Below are 23,137 nucleotides of genomic sequence, written 5' to 3' on the forward strand. Positions count from 1 at the left end.
AAGGCCGGTATCATCGGAGGTCGATACCTGGAGCCCGCCCATGGACCTGATCATCCGCCACGCCACCCTTCCCGACGGCCGCCGGGATGTCGATATCGGCATCGAGGGTGGGCGCTTCGCGGCGATCCAGCCGGGGTTGCCAGCAACGGGCGTTGAGGAGATCGATGCACATGGCCGGCTGGTGGCGCCGCCGTTCGTGGATGCGCACTTCCATATGGATGCGACGCTGTCGCTCGGCCTGCCACGACTGAATGCGTCGGGCACCTTGCTCGAAGGCATCGCCCTGTGGGGCGAGCTGAAGCCGGACCTCACCATCGACGCACTGGTGAAGCGCGCCATGGCGTACTGCGACATGGCGGTGGCCCAGGGCCTGCTCGCCATCCGCAGCCACGTGGATATCTGCGACGACCGCCTGCTGGCGACGCAGGCGCTGCTGGAAGTGAAGCGCCGCGTGGCACCGTACCTGCACCTGGAGCTGGTGGCCTTCCCGCAGGATGGCCTGCTGCGTTCGAAGACCGCGAAGGCCAACCTGCTGCGCGCGCTCGACATGGGCGTGGAGGTGGTCGGCGGCATCCCTCATTTCGAACGCACGATGGCCGACGGCGCGGAATCGATCCGCTGGCTGTGCGAGCTGGCCGCCGAACGCGGCCTGCGCGTGGACATGCACTGCGATGAATCCGACGACCCGTGGTCACGGCATATCGAAACGCTGGCGGCGGAGACGCTGCGCACCGGGCTGCAGGGTCGCGTTACCGGTTCGCACCTCACCTCCATGCATTCGATGGACAACTACTACGTGTCCAAGCTGCTGCCGCTGATCGCCGAAGCGGGCGTGCACGCCATCGCCAACCCGCTGATCAACATCACCTTGCAGGGCCGCCACGATACGTACCCGAAGCGCCGCGGCATGACCCGCGTGCCGGAGCTGCTGGCCGCCGGCGTCAATGTCGCCTTCGGCCACGACTGCGTGATGGACCCCTGGTACGGCATGGGTTCGGCGGACATGCTGGACGTGGCGCACATGGGCCTGCACGTGGCGCAGATGACCTCGGCCGCCGGCGTCGCGCATTGCTTCGATGCGGTGACGACGAATGCGGCCCGCGTGCTCGGCCTGGAGGGCTATGGCCTGGCACCCGGCAACCGGGCGGACTGCGTGCTGCTGCAGGCGGGCGACGCCTACGAGGCGATCCGGCTGAAGGCCAACCGACTGCTCGTGCTGCGTGAGGGGAAAATCCTGGCGCGCTCACCTGAACGGCGCAGCGAGCTCTTCCTCCCGGAAAGCCCGTCGAATCTGACACTTGAGTTTCGGCCGGGCTCGCTTTACTGAACGCACCGGTTCAATAGCTGTCGCGTTACTTAATGCTTTCGCGAGACTTTCAAAAACACGGCTCCTCCGTTCAGGTTTCCATTCCTAGGATGCGAATCGTCGGTCCCCTTCCTGCGGATCGTCATTGAGAGAGCCGTGATGAAAATGATGCTGCGCACCGCCCTCGCCGCCCTGGCACTTGCTGCTACTACGGCCGCGGCTGCCGCCCCGGCGCCGGACCACGATCATGACCGCGACCGCCGCGGCCACGACGATCGCGGCCGTGGCGACTGGCACCACGACAACGGCTGGCACGGCCATCGCCCGCCCCCGCCGCCGCGTTACTACGGCCACGGCTACTACCACGGCGCCCCTGGCTACTATCACCGCCCGCCGCCGCCCCCGCCGCGCTACTACGGCCACTGGGAGCGCGGGCACCGGTACTACGGCCGCAACGTGGTCGTGTACGACTACGGCAGCTATCGCCTGCGGCAGCCGCCGCGCGGTTACCACTGGGTTCGTGAGAACAATGATTTCCTGCTGGTCGCCGTGGCGACTGGCGTGATCCTCGACATTGCCACCCGCTAAGCCGGAGAGACACTAATGAAGATGATTGGCAAACTCGCGTTCTGCCTCGTGGCCGCCGGCTCGATCGCCCCGGCGTTCGCCTGGGATCCGCCGCCTCAGCACCATGACGATCGCGACCATCACGATGATCGCGACCATCACGATGATCGCGACCATCACGATGACCACGACCGCGACTGGCACGACGACCGCGGCGACCACCGCGGCCCGCCGCCCCCGCGCTATGCGCACCATGACTGGCAGCGCGGGCACCGCTATGACGGCCGCGTCGTCATCGTGGACGACTGGCGCACGCGCCGCCTGCGTGAGCCGCCGCGCGGCTACCACTGGGTGCGCGATGACGACGATGGCCAGTTCCTGCTGGTCGCCGTCGCCACGGGCATCATCACCGACATCGTGCTTCAGCACTAAGCACCCCGCGCGCCCCCGCCAGGGGGCGCGCTTCCTGCACCGCACAACACGTTTCACCGCCTCCGATGCCTATACTCAGGCCGGGCCCTACCTGGGTCCCCACAATTTGGGGAGGCTTCGATGCTGCAGCAGTACGGTTTATGGATCGCGCTGGGATGTGCGGTCGTAGCGATTCTGTATGGTGCATTTTCGGTCAGTTGGGTCCTGGCGCGCTCGCCGGGTAACGAACGGATGCAGGAAATCGCCGCCGCCATCCAGGAAGGCGCCCGGGCCTACCTCAACCGCCAGTACGCCACCATCGGCGTCGTCGGCATCGTCCTTTTCCTCGTGATCGGCATCTTCCTCGACTGGGGAACCGCCATCGGTTTTGCGCTGGGGGCGCTCCTCTCGGGAGCCACCGGCTACATCGGCATGAACGTGTCCGTTCGTGCCAACGTCCGTACCGCAGAGGCCGCCCGGAGCGGCCTTTCTTCTGCCCTGGCCGTGGCTTTCCGCGGTGGTGCCGTCACCGGCATGCTGGTAGTGGGGCTCGCCCTGCTCGGCGTCGCAGGCTATTACGGCGTACTGCTGCACATGGGCTACGAACGCACCCACGCCCTGCATGCCCTGATCGGCTTCGCCTTCGGCTCGTCGCTGATCTCGATCTTCGCCCGCCTGGGCGGCGGCATCTTCACCAAGGGCGCCGACGTCGGCGCGGACCTGGTGGGCAAGGTGGAAGCCGGCATCCCCGAGGATGACCCGCGCAACCCGGCGGTGATCGCGGACAACGTGGGCGACAACGTCGGCGACTGCGCCGGCATGGCCGCCGACCTGTTCGAGACCTACGCGGTGACCCTCATCGCCACCATGCTACTCGGCGGCGTGATGGCCACCGAAGTGGGCCCCTCGGGCGTGCTTTACCCGCTGGTCCTCGGCGGCGCGTCCATCGTGGCCTCGGTCATCGGTACATTCTTCGTCAAGACGCGCGGCGGCAAGATCATGAATGCGCTGTACGCCGGCGTGTTCGTCTCCGCGCTGCTCGCGGCCATCGCCTTCTGGCCGATCACGCACTCGCTGATGGCCGATTCGTCGTTTGGCGCCAACCGCCTGTTCGGTTGCACCGTCATCGGCCTGGTGCTCACCGGCGCCATGGTGGTGATCACCGAGTACTACACGGCCACCGAGTATCGGCCGGTACGCCACGTGGCGCAGTCGTCCACCACCGGCCATGCGACCAACATCATCGCGGGCCTCGGCGTGTCGATGAAATCCACGGCGTTGCCGGTGCTGGCGGTATGCGCGGCCATCTGGGGCGCGTTCTCGCTGGCGGGCCTGTACGGCATCGCCATTGCCGCCACGGCGATGCTGAGCATGACCGGCATGATCGTCGCGCTGGATGCCTACGGCCCCATCACCGACAACGCCGGCGGCATCGCCGAGATGGCCGAGCTGCCCGCCGAGGTCCGCGGTGTCACCGACCCGCTCGACGCCGTGGGCAACACGACCAAGGCGGTGACCAAGGGCTACGCCATCGGCTCGGCCGGCCTGGCCGCGCTGGTGCTGTTCGCCGACTACACGCATAACCTCAACCTGCACTTCGGTGGCACGGAGGTGCGCTTCGACCTCTCCAACCATTACGTGATCATCGGCCTGCTGATCGGCGGCCTCATCCCGTACCTGTTTGCCGCCATGGCGATGGAAGCGGTAGGCCGGGCCGCGGGCGCGGTGGTTGAGGAAGTTCGCAGACAGTTCCGCGAGATCGCCGGGATCATGCAGGGCACGACCAAGCCGGATTACTCCCGCGCGGTGGATATGCTCACCCGCTCGGCCATCCGCGAAATGTTGCTGCCCTCGCTGCTGCCGGTGCTGGTACCGGTGGTGGTGATCTTCGGCTTCAAGTGGCTGGGCGGCCCCGAGGCCGGGGCGCAGGCGCTGGGCGGTGTGCTGATCGGCACCATCGTCACCGGCCTGTTCGTGGCCATTTCGATGACCACCGGCGGCGGCGCGTGGGATAACGCCAAGAAATACATCGAGGACGGCAACTTCGGCGGCAAGGGCTCCGACGCCCACAAGGCGGCCGTCACCGGCGATACCGTGGGCGATCCGTACAAGGACACCGCCGGCCCCGCCGTGAACCCGCTGATCAAGATCATCAACATCGTCGCCCTGCTGCTGATTCCCCTGCTTTAGGTAGGAAGTCATGGGTAGGTAAAGGCCGTGCGTGGGGTATCGTCCCCCGCACGGCTTTTTTTTCACCCCAAGGATCACCCGCCCATGCAGCGACGCTGGATTGCGCTGGTCATCGCCCTTACCTTCAGTGGCATGACCCAGGCACACGAACCGAACAAGACCCCCGCTGCCCCGGCCGCCCAGGCCGCGGGTGATGACGAAAACCTCTGGCTGGACGACATCGACGGCGCCAGGCCGCTCGCATGGGTGAAGCAGGAAAACGCCAGGACCGTCGCCCAGTACGCCGAGAGCGATGAGTTCAGGACGCTCGACGCCCGCATCCTCGAGATGCTGGACTCGGACGCCAAGATCCCCATGGTCAGCAAGATCGGGGACCACTACTACAACCTGTGGCGCGACAAGAAGAACCCGAAGGGGCTCTGGCGCCGCACTACCCTGGCCGAGTACCGCAAGGACAGCCCGGCGTGGGAAACCGTGATCGACCTGGACGCCCTCTCGGCCACCGAGAAGGAAAACTGGGTGTGGCACGGCGTGCAGTGCCTGAAGCCGGAAAACCGTTACTGCCTGGTCTCGCTCTCGCGCGGCGGTGCGGACGCGGACGTGATCCGCGAGTTCGACCTCAGCACGCGCAGCTTCGTGAAGGACGGCTTCAGCCTGCCCGAGGCGAAGAGCCAGGTGGCCTGGATCGACCACGACCACCTGTTCGTCGCCACGGACTTCGGCCCGGGCAGCACCACCGATTCGAGCTACCCGCGCATCGTGAAGGAGTGGAAGCGCGGCACGCCGCTGGCATCCGCCACCACGGTGTACGAAGGCAAGAAGACCGACATGTCGATCTCGGCCTACCGCGACCTCACCCCGGGCTTCGAGCGCGAGTTCGTGATGCGTGCGCTGGAGTTCTACAACAGCGAATCGTTCGTCCGCGGCAAGGAAGGCAAGCTGACCAAGATCGACGTGCCCAACGACGCCGAGACCGACGTCGAACGCGAGTGGCTGCTGATCGAACCGCGCACCGACTGGAAGGTCGGCGGCACCACCTACCCCTCCGGCTCCCTGCTGGCGGCGAAGTTCGACGACTACATGGCCGGCAAGCGCGAGATCACCGTGCTGTTCACCCCGGACGAGCACACCTCGCTGGCCAGCCACTCGTGGACGAAGAGCCACCTCATCCTCAACACCATGCGCGACGTGGTCAGCCAGATCCAGGTGCTGACCCCGGCGGCGACGGGCCCGTGGAAGAGTGAAGCCCTGGGCGGCGCCCCGGCGCTGTCGACCATGTCGGCCACCGGCATCGATGCCGACGAGAGCGACGAGTACTTCCTCACCGTGTCCGGCTTCCTGCAGCCGACCACGCTGTATTACGGCGTGGTCGGCCAGGGTGACCGCGAGGCGCTGAAGCACACCCCGGCCTTCTTCGATGCCTCGAAGTACGCGGTGAGCCAGCACTTCGCCACCTCGAAGGACGGCACCAAGGTGCCCTACTTCGAGATCGCCCCGAAGACGATGAAGGCGGACGGCAACAACCCGACCCTGGTCTACGGCTACGGCGGTTTCGAGATCTCGCTGCAGCCCGCCTACCTCGCCGGCCCCGGCCGCGCCTGGCTGGAAAAGGGTGGCGTGTACGTCATCGCCAATATCCGTGGCGGCGGCGAGTACGGCCCGCGCTGGCACCAGGCGGCGCTGAAGGCCAACCGCCCGCGTGCCTATGAGGACTTCGCGGCGGTGTCGCAGGACCTGATCGACCGCAAGATCACCACCCCGAAGCACATGGGCATGATGGGCGGCAGCAACGGCGGCCTGCTGGCCGGCAACATGCTGACCAAGTACCCGCAGCTGTACGGCGCGGTGGTGAGCCAGGTGGCCCTGCTGGACATGAAGCGCTACCCGCACATGTCGGCCGGCGCCTCGTGGATGGCCGAGTACGGCGACCCGGACAAGCCGGACCAGTGGAAGTACATCCAGACGTTCTCGCCGTACCACAACCTGCACAAGGGCACGGCCTACCCGGCGGTGCTGTTCACCACGTCCACCCGGGATGACCGCGTGGGCCCGGTGCACGCCCGCAAGATGGCGGCGCGGATGCAGGCCATGGGCTTCAACGCCAGCTTCTACGAGAACCTGGAAGGCGGCCACGGCGCGGCGGCCGACAACAAGCAGGCCGCCTTCATGAACGCCCTGTCCTACGTCTACCTCTGGGACCACCTGAAATAAGCCCTCCCGGCCGGCGCCGCCACGGCGCCGGCCACCGGCTGAATGGCTCTGGGGCGCCTTTCGCGCCCCCGGTCCGGCTTCTTGTATCCTATGGGGCTGCTTTTTTCGTAACCCCACTGCATCAAGGAACGCCCATGGGCCTGCACCTCGTCCCCGCCGGCAAGAACGTGCCGGATGAAATCAACGTCATCATCGAAATCCCCAAGGACGCCGAGCCGGTCAAGTACGAAGTGGACAAGGAAAGCGGCGCGATCTTCGTCGACCGCATCCTCTCCACCCCGATGCGCTACCCGTGCAACTACGGCTACGTGCCGGGCACCCTGGGTGGCGACGGCGACCCGCTGGACGCCCTGGTGATCCTGCCGCTGTCGCTGGTCCCCGGTTCGGTGATCCGCTGCCACCCGGTCGGCATGCTTAAGATGACCGACGAAGCCGGCGCTGACGAGAAGCTCGTCGTCGTCCCGGTGGAGAAGGTGTTCGCCGGCTACGGCCACATCCGCGACATCGCCCAGGTCTCGGGCCACTGGCTGGAGCGCATCGGCCACTTCTTCGAGCACTACAAGGATCTGGAGAAGGGCAAGTGGGTCAAGATCGACGGCTGGGTCGGCGCTGCCGAAGCCAAGGCCGAGATCGTCGCCGGCATGGGCCGCTACAAGTCCGACAACAAATAATCGTGTGAGACGAAAAGGGCCCGCTGCGAAGCGGGCCCTTTTTTTTTAACCGCGGCCCAGCAGGGTGCGCAGGTCGATGATCGCGGCATTCGCCCGCGAGATGTAGTTCGCCATCACCAGCGAGTGGTTGGCAAAGAAGCCGAACGGCGAGCCATTGAGCACCACCGGGCTGCCCAGCGACTTCTGCGATTCCTCCAGCTCACGGATCACCTGCTCGAGGCTGGCATCCGCGTTCTTGCTGCGCAGGATCGGCGCGAAGTCGTGCCGGATGGCCTTCAGCTGCTCCAGCAGCGCCCAGGTGTAGCCGCGCGCCTCGTAGAAGTTGTCGTCGATCTTGTTCCAGGGCGTCTTCACGTAGACGGCCTTGGCCGGCTTGGCGGTACCCGCCACGTCGGCGTTCGGCGCCGCGTCCACCTTCAGCTGGCCGACGCTGGCCGACAGCCGCTGCGACAGCGAGCCAAGACGGGCCGATACGGTCTGCAGGTAGTCCGCGAGGTTGTCAGCGCGGGCGTAGAAGTGCGCGTTGCCGTCCTCGGCATCGCTTAGGCGGCCAAGGTAATCGCCGAGGTCGTCCACCGCCTTGCCGTACTGCGATTCGGAACTGGGAAACAGCCAGCGGTCGTTCGGGCTATTGAGCAGCGGATCGGCCTCGCCGAGCGACTTGTCCTCGGTGGACTGGGTCTGCGAGCGGCTGAAGTCGTTGCGCAGGGCGCGGGCCAGGTCACGCGACGCGGTGAGCGAACCGAATTCCCAGTTGGGGATGTTGTCCATGAACACCCCGGGCGGCAGCTTGTCGTTGGTGAGGTAGCCGCCGCGCTTGTCCATCAGCGTATCCACCGAGCGCATCAGCGTGTAGGTGGTGACGGCGCCCGTGCTCATGGGCCGGCCGATGTCCTTCATGTGCGCGGTGGTCACCTGCACCGGGTCGAACTGCTCCGGCTCCTTGTCCCACCACCACATGAGGATGAGGACCAGGAGGATGAGCAGCGCCAGGGGCACGGCGATGAGCAGGCTGAGGGAGCGGCGCCTGCGGGGAGCGGCGGGGGCAGCGGTCGCGTTCATGATGATCCTTTCCGACGAGTGCGAGCGGTGCCCCCAGCTTACCTAATCAGTGCTTCGAGGGTGCCGCCGGCTCGCCCTTCTTGCCGAGGTTTTCGAGCAGGGTGGCCATGTCCTCGGCGTGTTCTTCTTCCTGCGCCAGGATGTCTTCCATGATGCGCCGGGTGGTCGGATCGTCATCGCCGATGTAGCTGACGATCTCGCGATAGCTGTCGATGGCGATGCGCTCGGCGACCAGGTCTTCCTTGATCATGTCGACCAGGTCCACGCCTTCGACGTAATCCGCGTGACTGCGTGAAAGCAGGCCTTCCGGGTTGAAATTGGGCGTGCCGTCGAGCTGGGTGATGCGCTCGGCAATGCGGTCCGCGTGCGCCTGTTCCTGGTTGGCGTGTTCCAGGAATTCGGCCTTCACGCTCTGCGAGTGGATGCCCGGCGCCATGTAGTAGTGGTACTTGTAGCGCAGCACGCAGACGATCTCGGTGGCGAGCGCTTCGTTGAGCAGTTTGATCACCGTTTCGCGGTCGGCGCGATACCCCGCGGTGATGGCGCCCTTGTCGATGTGCTCGCGGGCGCGCTTGCGGATGTTCTCAATATCGCTGACGAACGGTTTCTTGCTGGCCATTGCCTGTGCTCCGGATGCGGGAGTTGGGTAGGGGCCTGACGGTAGGGCCGATCCCGAAAAAACGGGGTGAAGGACGCGCCGAATGCGACTCATTGCGAACCACCCCGTCCCCGCTTACGCCTTCGGGTACACCTCGCTGCCCTGGGCGCGGAATTCGAGCGCCTTGGCGTCCATTCCCGCGGCGTATTCGCGCACGTCCTGGGTGATCTTCATCGAGCAGAATTTCGGCCCGCACATGGAGCAGAAGTGCGCGCTTTTGTGGGCGTCCTTCGGCAGCGTGGCGTCGTGCATCTCGCGGGCCTTTTCCGGATCGAGGCCCAGGTTGAACTGGTCGTCCCAGCGGAACTCGAAGCGCGCCTTCGACAGCGCGTTATCGCGCCGCTGCGCACCGGGGTGGCCCTTGGCGAGGTCGGCGGCATGCGCGGCGATCTTGTAGGCGATCATGCCGTCGCGGACGTCCTGGCGGTCGGGCAGCCCAAGGTGTTCTTTCGGGGTGACGTAGCAGAGCATCGCCGTGCCGAACCAGCCGATCATGGCCGCGCCGATCGCGCTGGTGATGTGGTCGTAACCCGGCGCGATATCCGTGGTGAGCGGCCCCAGCGTGTAGAACGGCGCCTCGTGGCAGACGGCCAGCTGGCGGTCCATGTTCTCCTTGATGAGATGCATGGGCACGTGGCCGGGGCCTTCCACCATGCATTGCACGTCGTGTTTCCAGGCCAGTTTCGTCAGCTCGCCCAGCGTGTCGAGCTCGCCGAACTGCGCCGCGTCGTTGGCATCCGCGATGCAGCCGGGGCGCAGGCCGTCGCCGAGGCTGAACGATACGTCGTAGGCCTGCATCAGCTCGCAGATCTCCTCGAAGTGCGTGTAGAGGAAGTTCTCGCGGTGATGGGCCAGGCACCATTTGGCCATGATGGAACCGCCGCGCGAGACGATGCCGGTGACGCGGCCCGCCGTCAGCGGCACGTAGCGCAGCAGCACGCCGGCATGGATGGTGAAGTAGTCCACGCCCTGCTCCGCCTGCTCCACCAGGGTGTCGCGGAAGATCTCCCAGGTGAGCTCCTCGGCCACGCCGCCGACCTTCTCGAGGGCCTGGTAGATCGGCACCGTGCCGACCGGCACCGGCGCATTGCGGAGGATCCATTCGCGGGTTTCGTGGATGTGCTTGCCGGTGGAAAGGTCCATCACCGTATCGGCGCCCCAGCGGATCGCCCAGACCAGCTTCTCCACCTCTTCGGCGATGCCCGAGCTCACCGCGCTGTTGCCGATGTTGGCGTTCACCTTGGTCAGGAAACGCCGGCCAATGATCATCGGCTCGGCTTCGGGGTGGTTGATGTTGGCCGGGATGATGGCGCGGCCGCGGGCCACCTCGTCGCGAATGAATTCGGCGGGGAGGTTCTCGCGCAGCGCGATGAACTCCATCTCGGGGGTGACGATGCCCCGGCGGGCGTAGTGCATCTGGGTGACCGTGGCGCCGCGCATGGCGCGCAGGGGCACGCGGGGGGCCGGGAAGCGGATGGCATCGAGGCGCTCGTCCACCGCCCGGGCCCGGCCAAAGGTGGACGTCAGGCCGTCCAGCCGGACGACATCGCCGCGCTCCGCCACCCAGGCGGCCCGCAGCGGGGGCAGCCCGGCAGCGAGGTCCACGGGGTGGTCGGGGTCCGTGTAGGGCCCGGAGGTGTCATAGACGACCACCGGCGGGTTGGTCTCGCCACCGAACAGGGTGGGCGTCGGCGCCTGGGCGATCGCCCGCATGGGCACGCGCAGGTCGGCACGGCTGCCGGTCACGTGGATCTTGCGTGAGCCGGGGATGGGTACGGTGACGGAGGAGGACAGCTCGCGGGCGGCGCGTACGAGCTCGGGGGACATGGCATTCATCGGCTTCTCGGCTCTGGAGGAGGGAGAAGCGGACGCGCCGCCACGGCGGCCGGGCGCGCACAAGGCGCACGGCTTCCGTGGACAAAGCTTCCTACGCCGGTACTGACCGGATCAGGTTCAAAGGGACTCTCTCAGCCCGCGCATTGCGCTGGCACCCCCGCTTCGGGGCCGATTCAAGCACGAAGCGGATGGGAAGGCGAGCGTTACCCGCGCGGCTCGTAGGCGCGCATGAACATCTCGACCGCGGCCAGGGCGTTGGCCTTCACTTCCTCGCCGAACTGCACGGCGCAGTCTTCGCAGCCAAACAGGCGGCGCAACAGGAGGTCGCCCTTGAGCAGGGCCAGGAACTGCGTGGTGGCGCGGCTGACGTCCGGGATATCGAGCTGGCCGCGTTCCACGGCGTCGCCGAGCAGGCGGCTCATCAGCTTGTGCATGCGCACCGGGCCCTCTTCCCAGACCAGGCGGCCAAAGCGGGGGTTACCGCTGGACTGGCAGTCGGAAAGGATGGCGCGGAAGGTGCCGACGGATTCCGTATTGGTTTCCATCGCCGCGTGGCGGCCGGCGATAGCCGTCAGCGTGGCGCGGATATCGGCGCCGGCGCTGGCGTCGAACAGGTCGTCCGGCAGGCGTTCCTGTACGTGGGCGCGGATGACCTCGCGGAAGAGGTTGTCCTTGTCGCCGAAATGGCTGTAAACGGTGAGCTTGGAGACACCGGCGGAGGCCGCGACCGCGTCCATGCTGGTGCCACCGAAGCCGCCCTGGGTGAACAGCGCCTTGGCGGCGTCCAGGATGGCCGCACGCTTCTCCATGTCCTTCGGTCGCCCGGGGCCTTGCGTCTTGATTTTCGGGCTCGCGTTCATGGGTGCACCTTCACAAACAAAAGTTATGACTTTATTATACGCAGCGGTTTAGTTATTTCCAGCGTCGTGCGCATCTTTTTGGCGCGAGATCAAGCCGGATCAAGAGGTAACCGCTGTCCTACCTTAGAATAAAGTGGGGGCGCCTCGTGCGGTCTCCATGGTTGCCCGGCCCTGTCCCCACCGGCCATTCAGGCGGCGGGAGGCAAGCCCCGGGGGGCATGACGAGCGTCAGCCCCGGCTGGTGACTTCCGGCACTTCGCCGGAATCCCCCGGCACCGCAGCCTTTGCACATTGGGAAATCGGCCTCTAACCGCTTATCCTTTCGAACCTTTTTTCAGCTTTTCGTACGGGATTGAACACCATGGCGATGAATTTCGAGCAGGCCCGCCAGAACATGGTCGAGAACCAGGTTCGCCCCTGGGAAGTGCTTGAGTACTCGGTACTCGACACCCTGAAGGCAGTGCGCCGCGAGGATTTCGTGGCTCCGGCCCACCGCAACGTCGCTTTCGCGGACCTGAACCTGCCCCTGGGGCATGACGAGGTCATGATGAAGCCGGTGATCGAAGGCCGTGTGCTGCAGGCCGTGGCCCTGAACAAGACCGACGAGGTCCTCGAGATCGGTACCGGTTCGGGCTACCTCACCGCCTGCCTGGCCAACCTGGCCGGCAAGGTCACCAGCATCGACATGCACGCCGATTTCGTGGAGGCCGCCCGCCAGCGCCTCGCGGCCGCCGGCGTCACCAACGCCACCCTGGCCGTGGCCGAAGCCGTCAACGGTTACACGCCCGCGGGCGTTTTCGACGTCGTCGTGGTCACCGGTGCGGTGCACGCGATTCCCGAGACCTTCGTCCGCTGGCTGAAGCCGGGCGGCCGCATGTTCGTGGTGCGCGGCGATTCGCCGGCCCAGACCGCGGTGCTCCTTACCCATGAGGGCGAGGGCCGCTACCGCGAGGAATCGTTGTTTGAAACGGACCTTCCCTACCTGGCGCATGCCGCGCCGGTGAAGCGCTTCGTGCTCTGACTTTTAAAGATCCCCCCATCACCCACGAGGCGAAACCATGCGCTTGAAGCTCCTCACCGTCGCGCTGGCACTGGCAGCGACACCGTTCGCCAGCCATGCGGAAGACCTGCTCGATGCGTACCGCCAGGCCCGTGCCAACGACCCGGTGCTGTCGCAGGCCGATTCCACCCGCCTCGCCACCGGTGAGGGCGTCACGCAGGCCCGCGCGCTGTTGCTGCCGCAGGTGAGCGCCCAGCTCAGCCTGGTGCAGACCGACCCGAACGGCCCGACCCGCGAGCCGATCTACGGCGCCGACGGCACCACCATCACCGGTTTCACCGGCGACATCGGCCACAGCCGCACGCGCTCGACCAGCGCCACGGTCAGCCAAAGCGTCGTCGACTTCAGCAAGTACGCCGACCTGAAGGCGGCCCGCTCCTCGGCGGATTCGCAGAACGCCACGTACGACGCCGCGCTGCAGCAGCTGTCGACGCGCGTGGCCACCGCCTACTTCCAGGTGCTGACCAACGACGACGCCCTCACGTTCCAGAAGGCGAACGAGCAGGCCCTGGCCCGTCAGCTGGAGCAGGCGCAGCAGCGTTTCGACGTTGGCCTGTCGGCCATCACCGACGTGCAGGACGCCAAGGCCCAGCACGACACGGCCGTGGCCCAGGTGATCACCGCGGAAAACACGCTCTCGGATTCGCGCGAGGCCCTCACCCAGATCACCGGCCAGCCGGCGGATAACCTGAAGAAGCTGCGCGAGCAGCTGCCGATGGATCCCCCGACCCCGAACGATGCCCAGGCCTGGGTGGCGGAAGCCGTCAAGACCAGCCCGACGATCATCGCCGCGCAGTACAACGTCGATTCCGCCGAACACAGCATCTCGTCCGCACGCGCCGGCCACCTGCCGACCATCAATGCGACGCTGGGCTACAGCAAGGCGACGCAGTGGAACCAGAACGCTGGCGTCTCCCAGAGCTCCGGCACGCTGGGCTCGAACGGCCGCGGCTCCACCTCGGTGGGCCTGACGCTGGACGTGCCCATCTTCTCGGGCGGTGCCACGCAGTCGCGCGTCCGCCAGTCGATCTACCAGCGCGATGCGGCGCAGGATTCGCTGGAATCCACCCGCCGCCAGGTGGTGCGTGACACGCTGAACTACTACCGTTCGGTCGTCGCCGGCATCAGCAAGGTGGAAGCCACCAAGGCCGCCGTCGAGTCCGCCGAGAGCGCGCGCGACGCCACGCAGGCCGGCTTCGAAGTCGGTACGCGCACCATCGTCGACGTGCTGATCGCGCAGCAGAACCTCACCTCGGCGCTCAGCGACTACTCGCAGGCCCGCCACCAGTTCGTGCTGGACAAGCTGCTGCTGAAGCAGACCGCTGGCACGGTGGACGTGAAGGACCTGGAAGCCGTCAACTCGCTGCTCCAGTAAGCGCACGTCGGATACACAGCACGACAGGAAAGCGGGCCCGATGGCCCGCTTTTCTTTTGCCTGCACGTCAGGCGTCACCCGAGGCGTGTAGGCAAACCCTCTCATCCATCCGCGCTCCACGCCGATACCCGCGTCGCCCCGACATCCTCATGCTTCGTCAGCCGGCAACCCGCCGGCCTCTTCAAGGACGAACCATGCTTCGAGTTACTGCCTTCGCCTTCACCCTGTTCGGCGTCGCCACCGCGTCGTACGCCGCTGGCAACAGCCCGCAGGCCCGGCCGCCGCGGGTGACGGACATGCCGCCGGTCACCGCCTTCGAGTTCGACATCCTGCAAAAGGGCCCGCCGCACGGGGACGATGCGCGCCTCGCCGAATCGCTGTGGAAGCAGGCCCTCGCCACGTGCGGCCAGCGCAGCGGGTACCTCGTCGAATACCGCGACGGCTACAAGCGCCCGCAGTTCGATTCCATGGAGAACGCCCGGAGCATGCATGCCTACGCCACCTGCCGGCTCGACGACGCGGCCGCCGCGGCCGGCGCTGCCGCAGCGGGCGGCCAGGCGGACCCGGCCATGCTCAACCCGATGGGCGATGCGCAGTCCCCCGATGGGGCACTGATCTGGACGCGCGGCCCCGCGCGCGCCACCTACGAGGCCGTCGCCGCGAAGATGCATCGCACCTGCGCCGATGCCCGCCGCCGCATCCTGTTCGCGAGCTTCGATGTCGGCCAGCCCGATGCGGCGGGCCGGGCCGGGGTCCATGCGCGCTTCGCCTGCAAGGCCGACTAAGCGGCGCTTATTCCTGGAGCAGGGTGTCGACCAGCTTCATCACCTTGCCGACGGAACCGCGTTCGCTTTCGAAGACCTGGCGCGCCGCGTGGCCCATGGCCTCGCGACGCGTTTCATCGCGCAGTAGCGCGAGCACTTCGGCACCCAGCTCCGTGCCGTCCTTCACCCGGTGGCCGCCGTGCTCGTCGAGCAGGGCCTGGGTGATCTCTTCGAAGTTGTAGGTGTACGGGCCGACCAGCACCGGCTTGCCCAGCGCGGCGGGCTCGAGCACGTTGTGGCCGCCGATCGAGACCAGGCTACCGCCGACGAAGGCGACGTCCGCGGCGGCGAAGAAGCGCAGCAGCTCGCCCATCGAATCGATGACGAAACACTGCGTGGCGTGCCCGGGCAAGCGGTCCGCGCTGCGCGTGGCGACGTTGAAGCCAAGGCTGCGCACCGACGACTCGACCGCCTTGAAGCGTTCCGGGTGGCGCGGGGCAATGAGCAACAGGGCATCCGGCAGGCGCCGCATCACCTCGGTGTGTGCTTCGAACACACACATCTCTTCGCCTTCGTGCGTGCTCGCCGCGATCCACACCGGCCGGCCGGCTCCCCAGGCCTCACGCATGGCCAGGCCGCCCTCACGGGCCGCGTCGGGCACGGGCATATCGAATTTCAGGTTGCCGCAGACGGTGAGCTGCGACGGCTCCGCGCCCAGCAGGCGATAACGGGCTGCATCCGTGCGTGACTGCGCGGCGATATGGCTCACGCAACGCAGGGCGCGGCGCACCAGCGAGCTCATCCGCGCGTAGCCCTTCAGCGAACGCTCCGAGAGGCGGGCATTGGCGATCAGCAGCGGGATGCCATGCCGGCGGCAGGCGAAATACAGGTTCGGCCAGATCTCGGTTTCCACGATCACGGCCAGGCGCGGCCGCGTGCTGCGCAGGAACCGGCGCACCGCGAACGGCAGGTCGTACGGCAGGTACACGCTGTGCACCGAGGTGCCGAACAGCTGGCGTACGCGCTCGGAGCCGGTCGGGGTCACCGTGGTGACCAGCATCGGCGCCTCCGGATAGGCCTCCATCAGCGCCTTCACCAGCGGCTCGGCGGCATTCACCTCGCCCACGGAGACGGCATGCACCCACAGGCAACCGGCCAGGCGTGGCTCCCTGAACGTGCCAAAGCGCTCGCGCCAGCGCACGTGATAGTCGCCATAGCGCATGCCACGAGCCATCAGGCGCAGCATCACCAGCGGCGTGAACAGGTACATGGCCAGGTTGTAGAGCAGGCGCAGGAACACGCTTTTCCCGGAGCTGACGTGGACCGGGGAGTATAGCCGCCCCGGTCCGCTACAATGCCCGGCCATGCCCGGAATGCCCCGCCCCACCCTCACCCGCCACCTTCTCGCGCCACGCCAGTGGCCGGCGTGGATCGGCGTGGGCGTGATCTGGGGGATGGCCCACCTGCCGTTCCGCTGGCTGATGGGGCTGGGCCGCCTGGCCGGCCGGCTGGCCCTGCACCTGAACAAGGAGCGCCGGCGCATCGCGGCCACCAACATCGCGTTGTGTTTCCCCGCGCTGTCCGCCGATGAGCAGAAAGCCCTCGTGCGCGCCAACCTGTGCGACGTCGGCATGATGCTGGCCGAGTTCGCGCTGGGCTGGATGGGCTCGGACAAGGCCATCGCCAACGTCCCGGTGACCATCGAAGGCCTGGAGCACCTGGAGGCGGCGCGCGCGGCCGGCCGCGGCGTGCTGCTGGTCGGCGGCCATTTCTCGAACCTGGAACTGTGCGCACGGCTGGTATCGCAGCGCATCCGCATCGCCGGCATGTACCGGCGGATGGATTCGGATGTGTTCGAGTTCGCCGTGCTTCGCGCCCGCCTGCACTACGCGGCGGCCATGTTCGAGAAGGACGACATCCGCGGCACGGTGAAGTACCTGAAGTCCGGCGGCACGCTGTGGTACGCGCCGGACCAGGACATGCGCAGCAAGGACAACGTGTTCGCCTCGTTCTTCGGCGTGCGCGCGGCCACCATCACGGCGACGCATCACCTTGCGCGCCTGTCGAAAGCCGTGGTCATCCCGTTCCATCATCGTCGCCTTCCCGACGACTCCGGCTACGCCCTGCGCCTGGGCGCGCCCATGGAGGATTTCCCCTCCGACGACGCCACGCTCGACACCGAGCGCGTCAACGCGCAGATCGAGCAGATGGTGCGCGAAGCGCCCGAGCAATACCTTTGGGTGCACAAGCGGTTCAAGACGCGACCGCCCGGCGAGCCAAAAATCTACTGATCGCGCAACGTAGCTTTCGCAGGACTTTCCCGTAGCTTTCTGTCTGGCAACGGCGGATGAATCGCGGTAAGTCGCGAAAGTTCGATGAAAAATTCGCAGCGTAGAACGTCCGTCGTTCCCCTACGAAACGGACCTTCCCGATGCAGTCGCTTCTTCGTTTCGCGCGCTCGTTACATGGCCGCGCCGGCTGGCACAGCACCCGCTCGCACGCGCTTGGCGCGGTGCTGACCTATTGCGGGCGCTCGCTGAAGCGCTGGCGCGCGCACGACGAATGGCTGGCCTTCCTCGAGTCCCCCGCCATGGCCGGTCTCACCGAGGTGGACCGCGTGTTGCTGGAACGTTACCAGCATCGTTACATCAGCAAGGCATGGACCACCGAGCAGCGCCTGGCCGCGGTACGCGACCACTACGAATTCGCGCTGGCCCGCTTCCCGCGCGAGCTGTTCCACATGCTGTATCGCGAGCGCCAGGTACTGGCCGGCAAGCTCACCCTGCGCGACGGCAGCAAGCTCTCGTTGCTGGTGAAGGCGCCGATCCGCCGTGGCCGCGAGGGCGAACTGAGCCTGTCGCTGACGAACGAGGAGGGCCTGCAGCTTTCCTACGCGCAGCTGTCCATCATCAACGGCGGCCGGACCATCGTGATTGGCTGCCTGCAGGGCGCGGCCAACAACGCCGGCCGCGAGGCCGTGCGCGAGCTCACGAAGCAATGCCACGGCCTGCGCCCGAAGAACCTGCTGCTGTCGATGGTGCGTGCGCTGGCGGATGCCTTCGATATCGACGAGGTGCTTGGCGTCGGCAACGGCCGCCACGTGTTCGCGGGCATCGCCGACAAGGTGAAGGCCGACTACGACGCGTTCTGGATCGAGGCCGGTGGCACCCCGGCGGAGCATGGCTTCTATCGCCTGCCGCCGCGTGAGCCGGTGCGCCTGGAAACCTCGGTGGAGAGCAAGCGCCGCAGTGAATTTCGCCGCCGCGAGGCGCTGCGCCACGAAGCGTGCGAATTAATCCTGGTGCCGTTCGGCTTCCACCGCCCGGCCCTCGCCGTGGCGGCGTGATACGCGACGCTCGTAGAGCTTGGCGTATTTGAGGAACGCGTAGAAGGCATGCACGCGGGCGGCGATGAAGCCCGCCCAGCCGCCACGCCAGTGGCCGCGCAGGACATAGAAGCGGACAAAGGCGATCGTCGGGTAGGCGACCATGCGCAGGCGCAGCGCGCGCGGTTCGCGCGTGTGCCGGTCGCGCACCTGGAGTGACGAGTAGCGATTGGCCTTGTCGACACGGCCTTCGATGTCGCGCTCGCCGTGGTGATCGATGATCGCGTCGAGCCGGCGCACCGGGCCATCCACCACCACGCTCTCGTGCACTTCGTGGCCACTCATGCGCGCGCGCTCGCGATCGAACAGGCGCACGTAATGATTGAGCCGCGCGCGGCCCGGCTGCCAGCGCCAGAACACCCATTCACGCCGGAGCATTTCATAGCCTGCCGCGGAGGGGGCGTCCAGCGCGCCACGCACGAGCGCCGCGGCGTCGGGCGGCAGGGTTTCATCCGAATCCAGCAGGAGCACCCAGCGGTTCACCGCCAGGTTGATCGCCATCTGCTTCTGCGCGCTGTAGCCGGCGAAGGCCTGCACGTAGACGCGGGCGCCCGCCTGCTCGGCGATATCGCGCGTGGCGTCGGCTGAGCCGGAATCCAGCACCACGATGTCGTCCGCGAACGCGACCGAGGCCAGGCACGCACCGATGGTGTCGGCGTTGTTGAAGGTGGTGATGACGACCGAGAGCGGCTCACGTGCCATGCCGCGGACTCGCGTCAGGCAGGTCGGCAAACAAGGCCGCGCACCACACTGCCAGCAGCCACGCGGCCAGCAGGCCCCACCACGCCGAGTAGAACGCCATGTGCGTGTTCAGCGGGAACAGGATGGCCAGCAGGGCCACCGTGGGCGGGAAGGCGCGTTTGCGCGCCACCGGGCCGGCGCGCCACCACATGCGCACGGCGAACACCGTGGCGGCCAGCCAGGCCAGCAGGCCCAGCGTGCCGGTTTCCGTCGCCACCTCGAGCAGCACCTGGTGGGCGTGGCAGGCGCCTTCGCCGTCACCGCACTTTTCCAGGGTGAGGAAGTGATCGCCCGGCGCGGCATAGGCGGGATACGCCACGCGGAAGCCGCGTACGCCCACGCCGTTGATGGGATGTGCCGCATAGAGGCGCAACGAGGTATGCCAGATATCGAGGCGCCCGGTCAGCGCGGCATCGACGCCCTGCGAGGTACCGCTGAGCGCCGGCACCGTATGCGCGATGCGCTCGCGGAAGCGCGGCGATACCTGCCACGCCAGCAGGCCGACCAGCGCCAGCACCACGCCGCCCGCGGCGCAGGCGGCAAGGAAGCGCTTCACGCTGCCGGCTTCGCGCCAGAGGAAGGCCACGCCGACGATGCCGTAGCAGAGCCACGACGCACGCGAACCGGCGAGCAACACCGGGCCCAGCGTGACCAGGTAGGCGCCGACCAGGGCCCAGCGATTCCAGCGCTCGCGCACGGCCCACAGCAGGAACGGGGCACAGGCAGACAGGGCGGGGCCAAGCTTCAGGTTATCGCAGCCGAAGATCCCAGACAGGCGCTCGCCGTTGGAGTGCCCCGCCAGGCCGATGCCGGTGAGCGCCTGCACCCAGGCATCCAGCACCCAGATGGCCACCACCACGGCCGTGGCCATGTAGAGCGCGCGCACCTTGGCCGGGCGGCGCACGGCGAAACAGGTGTAGATCCCCAGCGGGGCGAAACGCAGGATGCCGGCAACGGTGCCCCAGGTCTTGCCCGGCGCCACGGCGTCCACGGCGGAGACGAGGGCCGCGCCGGCATACGCGGCGAACAGCCACAGGAACAGCTTCGCCCCCGGGTGGTGGCGGATGGCCTGGGGCTCGCGCACCAGCAACAGGATCGCGCCAACCAGCGAGAGGAACACGCCCAGCTCGGCGCTGCGGCCAAACGGCAGCAGGGCCGGCACGAGCCAGACGGGTAGCAGGGGCGACGCCAGCCCGGCGCGCAGGGCGGCTTTCAGGCCGGTGCCACTCACGCGGCGGCGACGCCTTCGACCACTTCGGCGTAAAGCGCCAGCGTGGCCGATTGCATGTCGATCAGGCGGTAGCTGCGCGGCGGCGGGATCGGCGGCGCAAAGCGCAGCAGCTCGGCCGCGCGCTCCACCAGCCGCTCACGATCGTTCAACGGCACGCGGCCGGCCGGATAGAGTTCGGAAAGCAGTTCGCCGACACCGCCGTGGGCGTAGCCCATCACCGGGCGGCACATGGCCAGGGCCTCGACCACGGTACGGCCGAACGACTCCGGGCGCTTGGACAGCTGCAGCACCAGGCTCGAGATGGCATACACGTCGCGCACATCGGCGCGCGCCGGCGAGATGGCCACCTTGGTTTCCAGCCCGCGTTCCTTGATCAGCGCACGCAGCTCGGCCACGTAAGCCTCCCTGCCCGGCTCATCGGCGCCGAGCAGGATCAGCCGCGCATCGATGGCGCGGCTTTGCAGGTCGGCGATCAGCTCGATGCCGTCGGCGTGGCCCTTCAATCGCGTGCCACGGCCGGGCAGCGTCAGCAGGGGCGCGCCTTCCAGTTGAGGGAATTCTTCAAAGAACGCGCGCTGCCAGGAATCGTCCGGGCGATAGCCGTAGGGGAACGCCTCGGTATCGATACCGCGCGGCACCACGGCGATCCGCGCCGTGGAAATGTCGTTCGGGTAATGCCGCAGCACGTAGTCGCGCAGCGTCTGCGAAACGACGATGACCCGCTCGCCACGCAGCAGGATGCTGCTGTAGTGCCCGGGACTGTTCAGCCCGTGCACCGTGGTGACGAAGTGCGGCCGGGGCTTCACCCCGCGCATGGCCCACCAGCCGATCCACGCCGGCAGGCGCGAGCGCGCATGCACGATGTCGGGCTTGAGCTCGCGCAGGACGCGACGCAGCTTGCCTACCGTGAACAGGGTACCGAGGGATTTACGGCCGATCGGCAGGGTGACGTGCTCACTGCCTTCCGCTTCCAGCTGCGCCACGAGGCGCCCGCCGGCCGAGACCACGATGGAACGGTGCCCGGCATCGACCAGCGCCTTGGCAATTTCCAGCGTCGAGCGCTCGGCACCGCCCGAATGAAGGGCGGGTACGAGTTGTACAACGGTCATCGTCCGGGGTGGGAAGACGGTGGCCATGGCGCGGTCCGGTGGTAAGGGATGTGCGGGCGATGCGAACTCGATGCCCGCCCGGGCCGGTCAGTCTTTTAGTACGTAGGTGGCACCGCAGTACGAGCACTTCGACCGGCCGCCTTCGTCTTCGATCGCCAGGTAGACGCGCGGGTGCGAGTTCCACAGGTACATGCCCGGCATCGGACAGGACAGCGGAAGGTCGTTGCGGGTCACGTGGTAAAGGTTTTCGGCATTCGCCGGGATAAGCGCCGCGGCCGCAGGATTGGCGTGCATGGGTACAACTCCGGGTAATGCAGATATACGGGGATGAGGCGATGGTAGCAAAAAGGGCGCCCGGCTGTGCCGGGCGCCCTTTGGGGTGTTACGGGACGTGCTTTTATTTCGCCGAAGCGTCGTGGCCTTCGGTGGTGATGCGGATCTTGATCTCGTCCGAGACGTTGGGCACGTAGGCGCCGACGCCGAAGTCCGAGCGCTTGATCGTCGCCGTGGCGTCGAAGCCGACGGTCTGCGAATGCATCATCGGGTGCGGGCCGATCTTGTTCAGGGTGACGTCGAGGGTGACCGGCTTGGTCACGCCGTGGACGGTCAGGTCACCGGTGACCTTGAGCTTGCCCTTACCCGCCGTGGCGACCTTGGTGCTCTTGAAGGTGACGGTCGGGTACTTGGCGGCATCCAGGAAGTCAGCCGACTTCAGGTGCTCGTCGAGCTTCGGCACGAAGGTGTCCAGGCCGGACAGCGGCAGGGTGGCTTCGACGGTGGCCTTGGTCGGGTCTTTTTCGTCGTAGACGAGCTTGCCGTCGACGCTGCCCAGGTTGGCGGTCGGGTTGGAGAAGCCGAAGTGGTTCCAGCTGAACAGGACCATGGTGTGGCCCGGATCCAGGTTGTAGGTGACCGGGGCGGCGGTGGCGGTGCCAGCGGCGGCGATCAGGCCCGCGAGGGCGACGTAACGGAGAGCGCGCATGTGAAGCTCCTGCGGTGGGTTGGGGTACAGCTGAAAAAAAGCGGGTTAGAGGATCTGTGCCGCTTCGTCGAAGGCGAGGCGCGGCAGGCGGCCGAACAGGTTCTTGTCCGGATCGCCGTAGCCGATGTTGACCAGGAAGTTCGACTTGACCTGGCTACCGGCGAAGAACTCGGCGTCCAGCCCGGCCTGGTCGTAGCCGGACATCGGGCCGCAATCCAGGCCCAGCGCGCGGGCGGCCATGATCAGGTAGGCGCCCTGCAGCGAGCTGTTGCGCATGGCCGTGGCCTGGATGAGCGGCTCGTTGCCGAGGAACCAGCTGCGTGCATCGGCATGCGGGAACAGCCTGGGCAGGTGGTCGTAGAAGGCGAAATCCGTGGCGACGATGGCGGTCACCGGGGCGGCCATGGTCTTTTCGGCATTGTTCTCGGAAAGGAACGGCTTGAGACGCGCCTTGGCGTCCTTCGACTTGATGAAGACGAGGCGCATCGGCGAGGAGTTCGCGGACGTCGGGCCCATCTTCACCAGGTCGTAGAGCTCGCCGAGCTGCTCATCGGTTACTTCCTTGTCCTGCCAGGCGTTGAACGTGCGGGCGTGGCGGAACAGCTGGTCAAGCGAAGCGTCGGACAGCGGAGCACTCATGGGATTCCTTGTACAGTGAACGGACGCCGGCCACCCGGCATGGCGACAGTGTAAGCGGGGTAGCCCGCCGCGTGGACCG

22 protein-coding genes and 1 riboswitch are annotated in these 23,137 nt (G+C 67.1%); of the genes, 11 read left to right on the forward strand and 11 right to left on the reverse strand.

What is annotated here, in order from left to right:
* Positions 1–40 precede the first annotated feature (40 nt).
* The 6 genes from FIV34_RS18125 to ppa all read left to right on the forward strand — a co-directional run bounded on the left by FIV34_RS18125 (position 41) and on the right by ppa (position 7,356).
* The gene (locus tag FIV34_RS18125) at positions 41–1,327 is read left to right on the forward strand and encodes an amidohydrolase family protein (RefSeq protein ID WP_139984911.1); all 1,287 of its coding nucleotides are present in this window, start codon (positions 41–43) and stop codon (positions 1,325–1,327) included.
* A 138-nt stretch (positions 1,328–1,465) separates the two neighbouring features.
* Positions 1,466–1,894 carry an RcnB family protein gene (locus FIV34_RS18130; protein ID WP_139984912.1) on the forward strand — a complete coding sequence of 143 codons (429 nt, stop codon included), beginning with the start codon at positions 1,466–1,468 and terminating at the stop codon, positions 1,892–1,894.
* Between the two features lie 15 nt (positions 1,895–1,909).
* Positions 1,910–2,305 carry an RcnB family protein gene (locus FIV34_RS18135; protein ID WP_139984913.1) on the forward strand — a complete coding sequence of 132 codons (396 nt, stop codon included), beginning with the start codon at positions 1,910–1,912 and terminating at the stop codon, positions 2,303–2,305.
* A gap of 120 nt (positions 2,306–2,425) precedes the next feature.
* Positions 2,426–4,474: a sodium-translocating pyrophosphatase gene (locus tag FIV34_RS18140; RefSeq protein ID WP_139984914.1), complete on the forward strand. Its 2,049-nt coding sequence runs from the start codon at positions 2,426–2,428 to the stop codon at positions 4,472–4,474.
* Between the two features lie 84 nt (positions 4,475–4,558).
* Complete coding sequence (locus FIV34_RS18145) at positions 4,559–6,685, forward strand: prolyl oligopeptidase family serine peptidase (RefSeq protein WP_139984915.1); 2,127 nt, start codon at positions 4,559–4,561, stop codon at positions 6,683–6,685.
* Positions 6,686–6,819: 134 nt separating this feature from the next.
* On the forward strand, positions 6,820–7,356 hold the full coding sequence (gene ppa / locus FIV34_RS18150) for an inorganic diphosphatase (protein ID WP_139984916.1): 537 nt from the start codon (positions 6,820–6,822) through the stop codon (positions 7,354–7,356).
* Between the two features lie 45 nt (positions 7,357–7,401).
* Here ppa and FIV34_RS18155 read toward each other — a convergent pair whose 3' ends face one another.
* From FIV34_RS18155 to FIV34_RS18170, 4 genes are all read right to left on the reverse strand, one after another.
* Positions 7,402–8,418 carry a DUF2333 family protein gene (locus tag FIV34_RS18155; RefSeq protein ID WP_139984917.1) on the reverse strand — a complete coding sequence of 339 codons (1,017 nt, stop codon included), beginning with the start codon at positions 8,416–8,418 and terminating at the stop codon, positions 7,402–7,404.
* Positions 8,419–8,464: 46 nt separating this feature from the next.
* The gene (locus FIV34_RS18160; RefSeq protein WP_139984918.1) at positions 8,465–9,037 is read right to left on the reverse strand and encodes a ferritin-like domain-containing protein; all 573 of its coding nucleotides are present in this window, start codon (positions 9,035–9,037) and stop codon (positions 8,465–8,467) included.
* Positions 9,038–9,151: 114 nt separating this feature from the next.
* Positions 9,152–10,912 carry a phosphomethylpyrimidine synthase ThiC gene (gene thiC, locus FIV34_RS18165; RefSeq protein ID WP_139984919.1) on the reverse strand — a complete coding sequence of 587 codons (1,761 nt, stop codon included), beginning with the start codon at positions 10,910–10,912 and terminating at the stop codon, positions 9,152–9,154.
* 71 nt (positions 10,913–10,983) lie between these two features.
* Positions 10,984–11,081: riboswitch (TPP riboswitch) on the reverse strand.
* A gap of 34 nt (positions 11,082–11,115) precedes the next feature.
* Complete coding sequence (locus tag FIV34_RS18170) at positions 11,116–11,772, reverse strand: TetR/AcrR family transcriptional regulator (protein ID WP_139984920.1); 657 nt, start codon at positions 11,770–11,772, stop codon at positions 11,116–11,118.
* A 361-nt stretch (positions 11,773–12,133) separates the two neighbouring features.
* Here FIV34_RS18170 and FIV34_RS18175 point away from each other — a divergent pair, with 361 nt between their 5' ends.
* From FIV34_RS18175 to FIV34_RS18185, 3 genes are all read left to right on the forward strand, one after another.
* Positions 12,134–12,793 carry a protein-L-isoaspartate O-methyltransferase family protein gene (locus FIV34_RS18175; RefSeq protein WP_139984921.1) on the forward strand — a complete coding sequence of 220 codons (660 nt, stop codon included), beginning with the start codon at positions 12,134–12,136 and terminating at the stop codon, positions 12,791–12,793.
* Between the two features lie 37 nt (positions 12,794–12,830).
* Positions 12,831–14,207 (forward strand): TolC family outer membrane protein, encoded by a 1,377-nt coding sequence (locus tag FIV34_RS18180; RefSeq protein ID WP_139984922.1) that lies wholly within the window; start codon positions 12,831–12,833, stop codon positions 14,205–14,207.
* 194 nt (positions 14,208–14,401) lie between these two features.
* Positions 14,402–14,992 carry a hypothetical protein gene (locus FIV34_RS18185; protein WP_139984923.1) on the forward strand — a complete coding sequence of 197 codons (591 nt, stop codon included), beginning with the start codon at positions 14,402–14,404 and terminating at the stop codon, positions 14,990–14,992.
* A gap of 7 nt (positions 14,993–14,999) precedes the next feature.
* Here FIV34_RS18185 and waaA read toward each other — a convergent pair whose 3' ends face one another.
* The gene (gene waaA, locus FIV34_RS18190; RefSeq protein ID WP_139986075.1) at positions 15,000–16,265 is read right to left on the reverse strand and encodes a lipid IV(A) 3-deoxy-D-manno-octulosonic acid transferase; all 1,266 of its coding nucleotides are present in this window, start codon (positions 16,263–16,265) and stop codon (positions 15,000–15,002) included.
* A 79-nt stretch (positions 16,266–16,344) separates the two neighbouring features.
* Between waaA and lpxL the strand changes: the two genes are divergently transcribed.
* Positions 16,345–17,262 carry an LpxL/LpxP family Kdo(2)-lipid IV(A) lauroyl/palmitoleoyl acyltransferase gene (gene lpxL / locus FIV34_RS18195; RefSeq protein WP_139984924.1) on the forward strand — a complete coding sequence of 306 codons (918 nt, stop codon included), beginning with the start codon at positions 16,345–16,347 and terminating at the stop codon, positions 17,260–17,262.
* 140 nt (positions 17,263–17,402) lie between these two features.
* On the forward strand, positions 17,403–18,317 hold the full coding sequence (locus FIV34_RS18200; protein ID WP_139984925.1) for a DUF535 family protein: 915 nt from the start codon (positions 17,403–17,405) through the stop codon (positions 18,315–18,317).
* Here FIV34_RS18200 and FIV34_RS18205 read toward each other — a convergent pair.
* The 6 genes from FIV34_RS18205 to FIV34_RS18230 form a co-directional block, all read right to left on the reverse strand.
* Positions 18,264–19,058, reverse strand: coding sequence for a glycosyltransferase family 2 protein (locus FIV34_RS18205; protein ID WP_139984926.1), 795 nt, complete (start codon positions 19,056–19,058; stop codon positions 18,264–18,266). The genes FIV34_RS18200 and FIV34_RS18205 overlap by 54 nt on opposite strands.
* Positions 19,048–20,328, reverse strand: coding sequence for an O-antigen ligase family protein (locus FIV34_RS18210; RefSeq protein ID WP_139984927.1), 1,281 nt, complete (start codon positions 20,326–20,328; stop codon positions 19,048–19,050). Before FIV34_RS18210 ends, FIV34_RS18205 begins: the two co-directional genes overlap by 11 nt.
* Positions 20,325–21,464: a glycosyltransferase gene (locus FIV34_RS18215; RefSeq protein ID WP_139984928.1), complete on the reverse strand. Its 1,140-nt coding sequence runs from the start codon at positions 21,462–21,464 to the stop codon at positions 20,325–20,327. Before FIV34_RS18215 ends, FIV34_RS18210 begins: the two co-directional genes overlap by 4 nt.
* Before the next feature lie 60 nt (positions 21,465–21,524).
* Positions 21,525–21,731, reverse strand: coding sequence for a zinc-finger domain-containing protein (locus FIV34_RS18220; RefSeq protein WP_139984929.1), 207 nt, complete (start codon positions 21,729–21,731; stop codon positions 21,525–21,527).
* A 103-nt stretch (positions 21,732–21,834) separates the two neighbouring features.
* Positions 21,835–22,419, reverse strand: coding sequence for a YceI family protein (locus tag FIV34_RS18225; protein ID WP_139984930.1), 585 nt, complete (start codon positions 22,417–22,419; stop codon positions 21,835–21,837).
* A gap of 45 nt (positions 22,420–22,464) precedes the next feature.
* Complete coding sequence (locus tag FIV34_RS18230; RefSeq protein WP_139984931.1) at positions 22,465–23,058, reverse strand: malonic semialdehyde reductase; 594 nt, start codon at positions 23,056–23,058, stop codon at positions 22,465–22,467.
* Positions 23,059–23,137: the final 79 nt, after the last annotated feature.

Origin of the sequence: Luteibacter pinisoli (assembly GCF_006385595.1) — a bacterium.
Lineage (GTDB): Bacteria > Pseudomonadota > Gammaproteobacteria > Xanthomonadales > Rhodanobacteraceae > Luteibacter > Luteibacter pinisoli.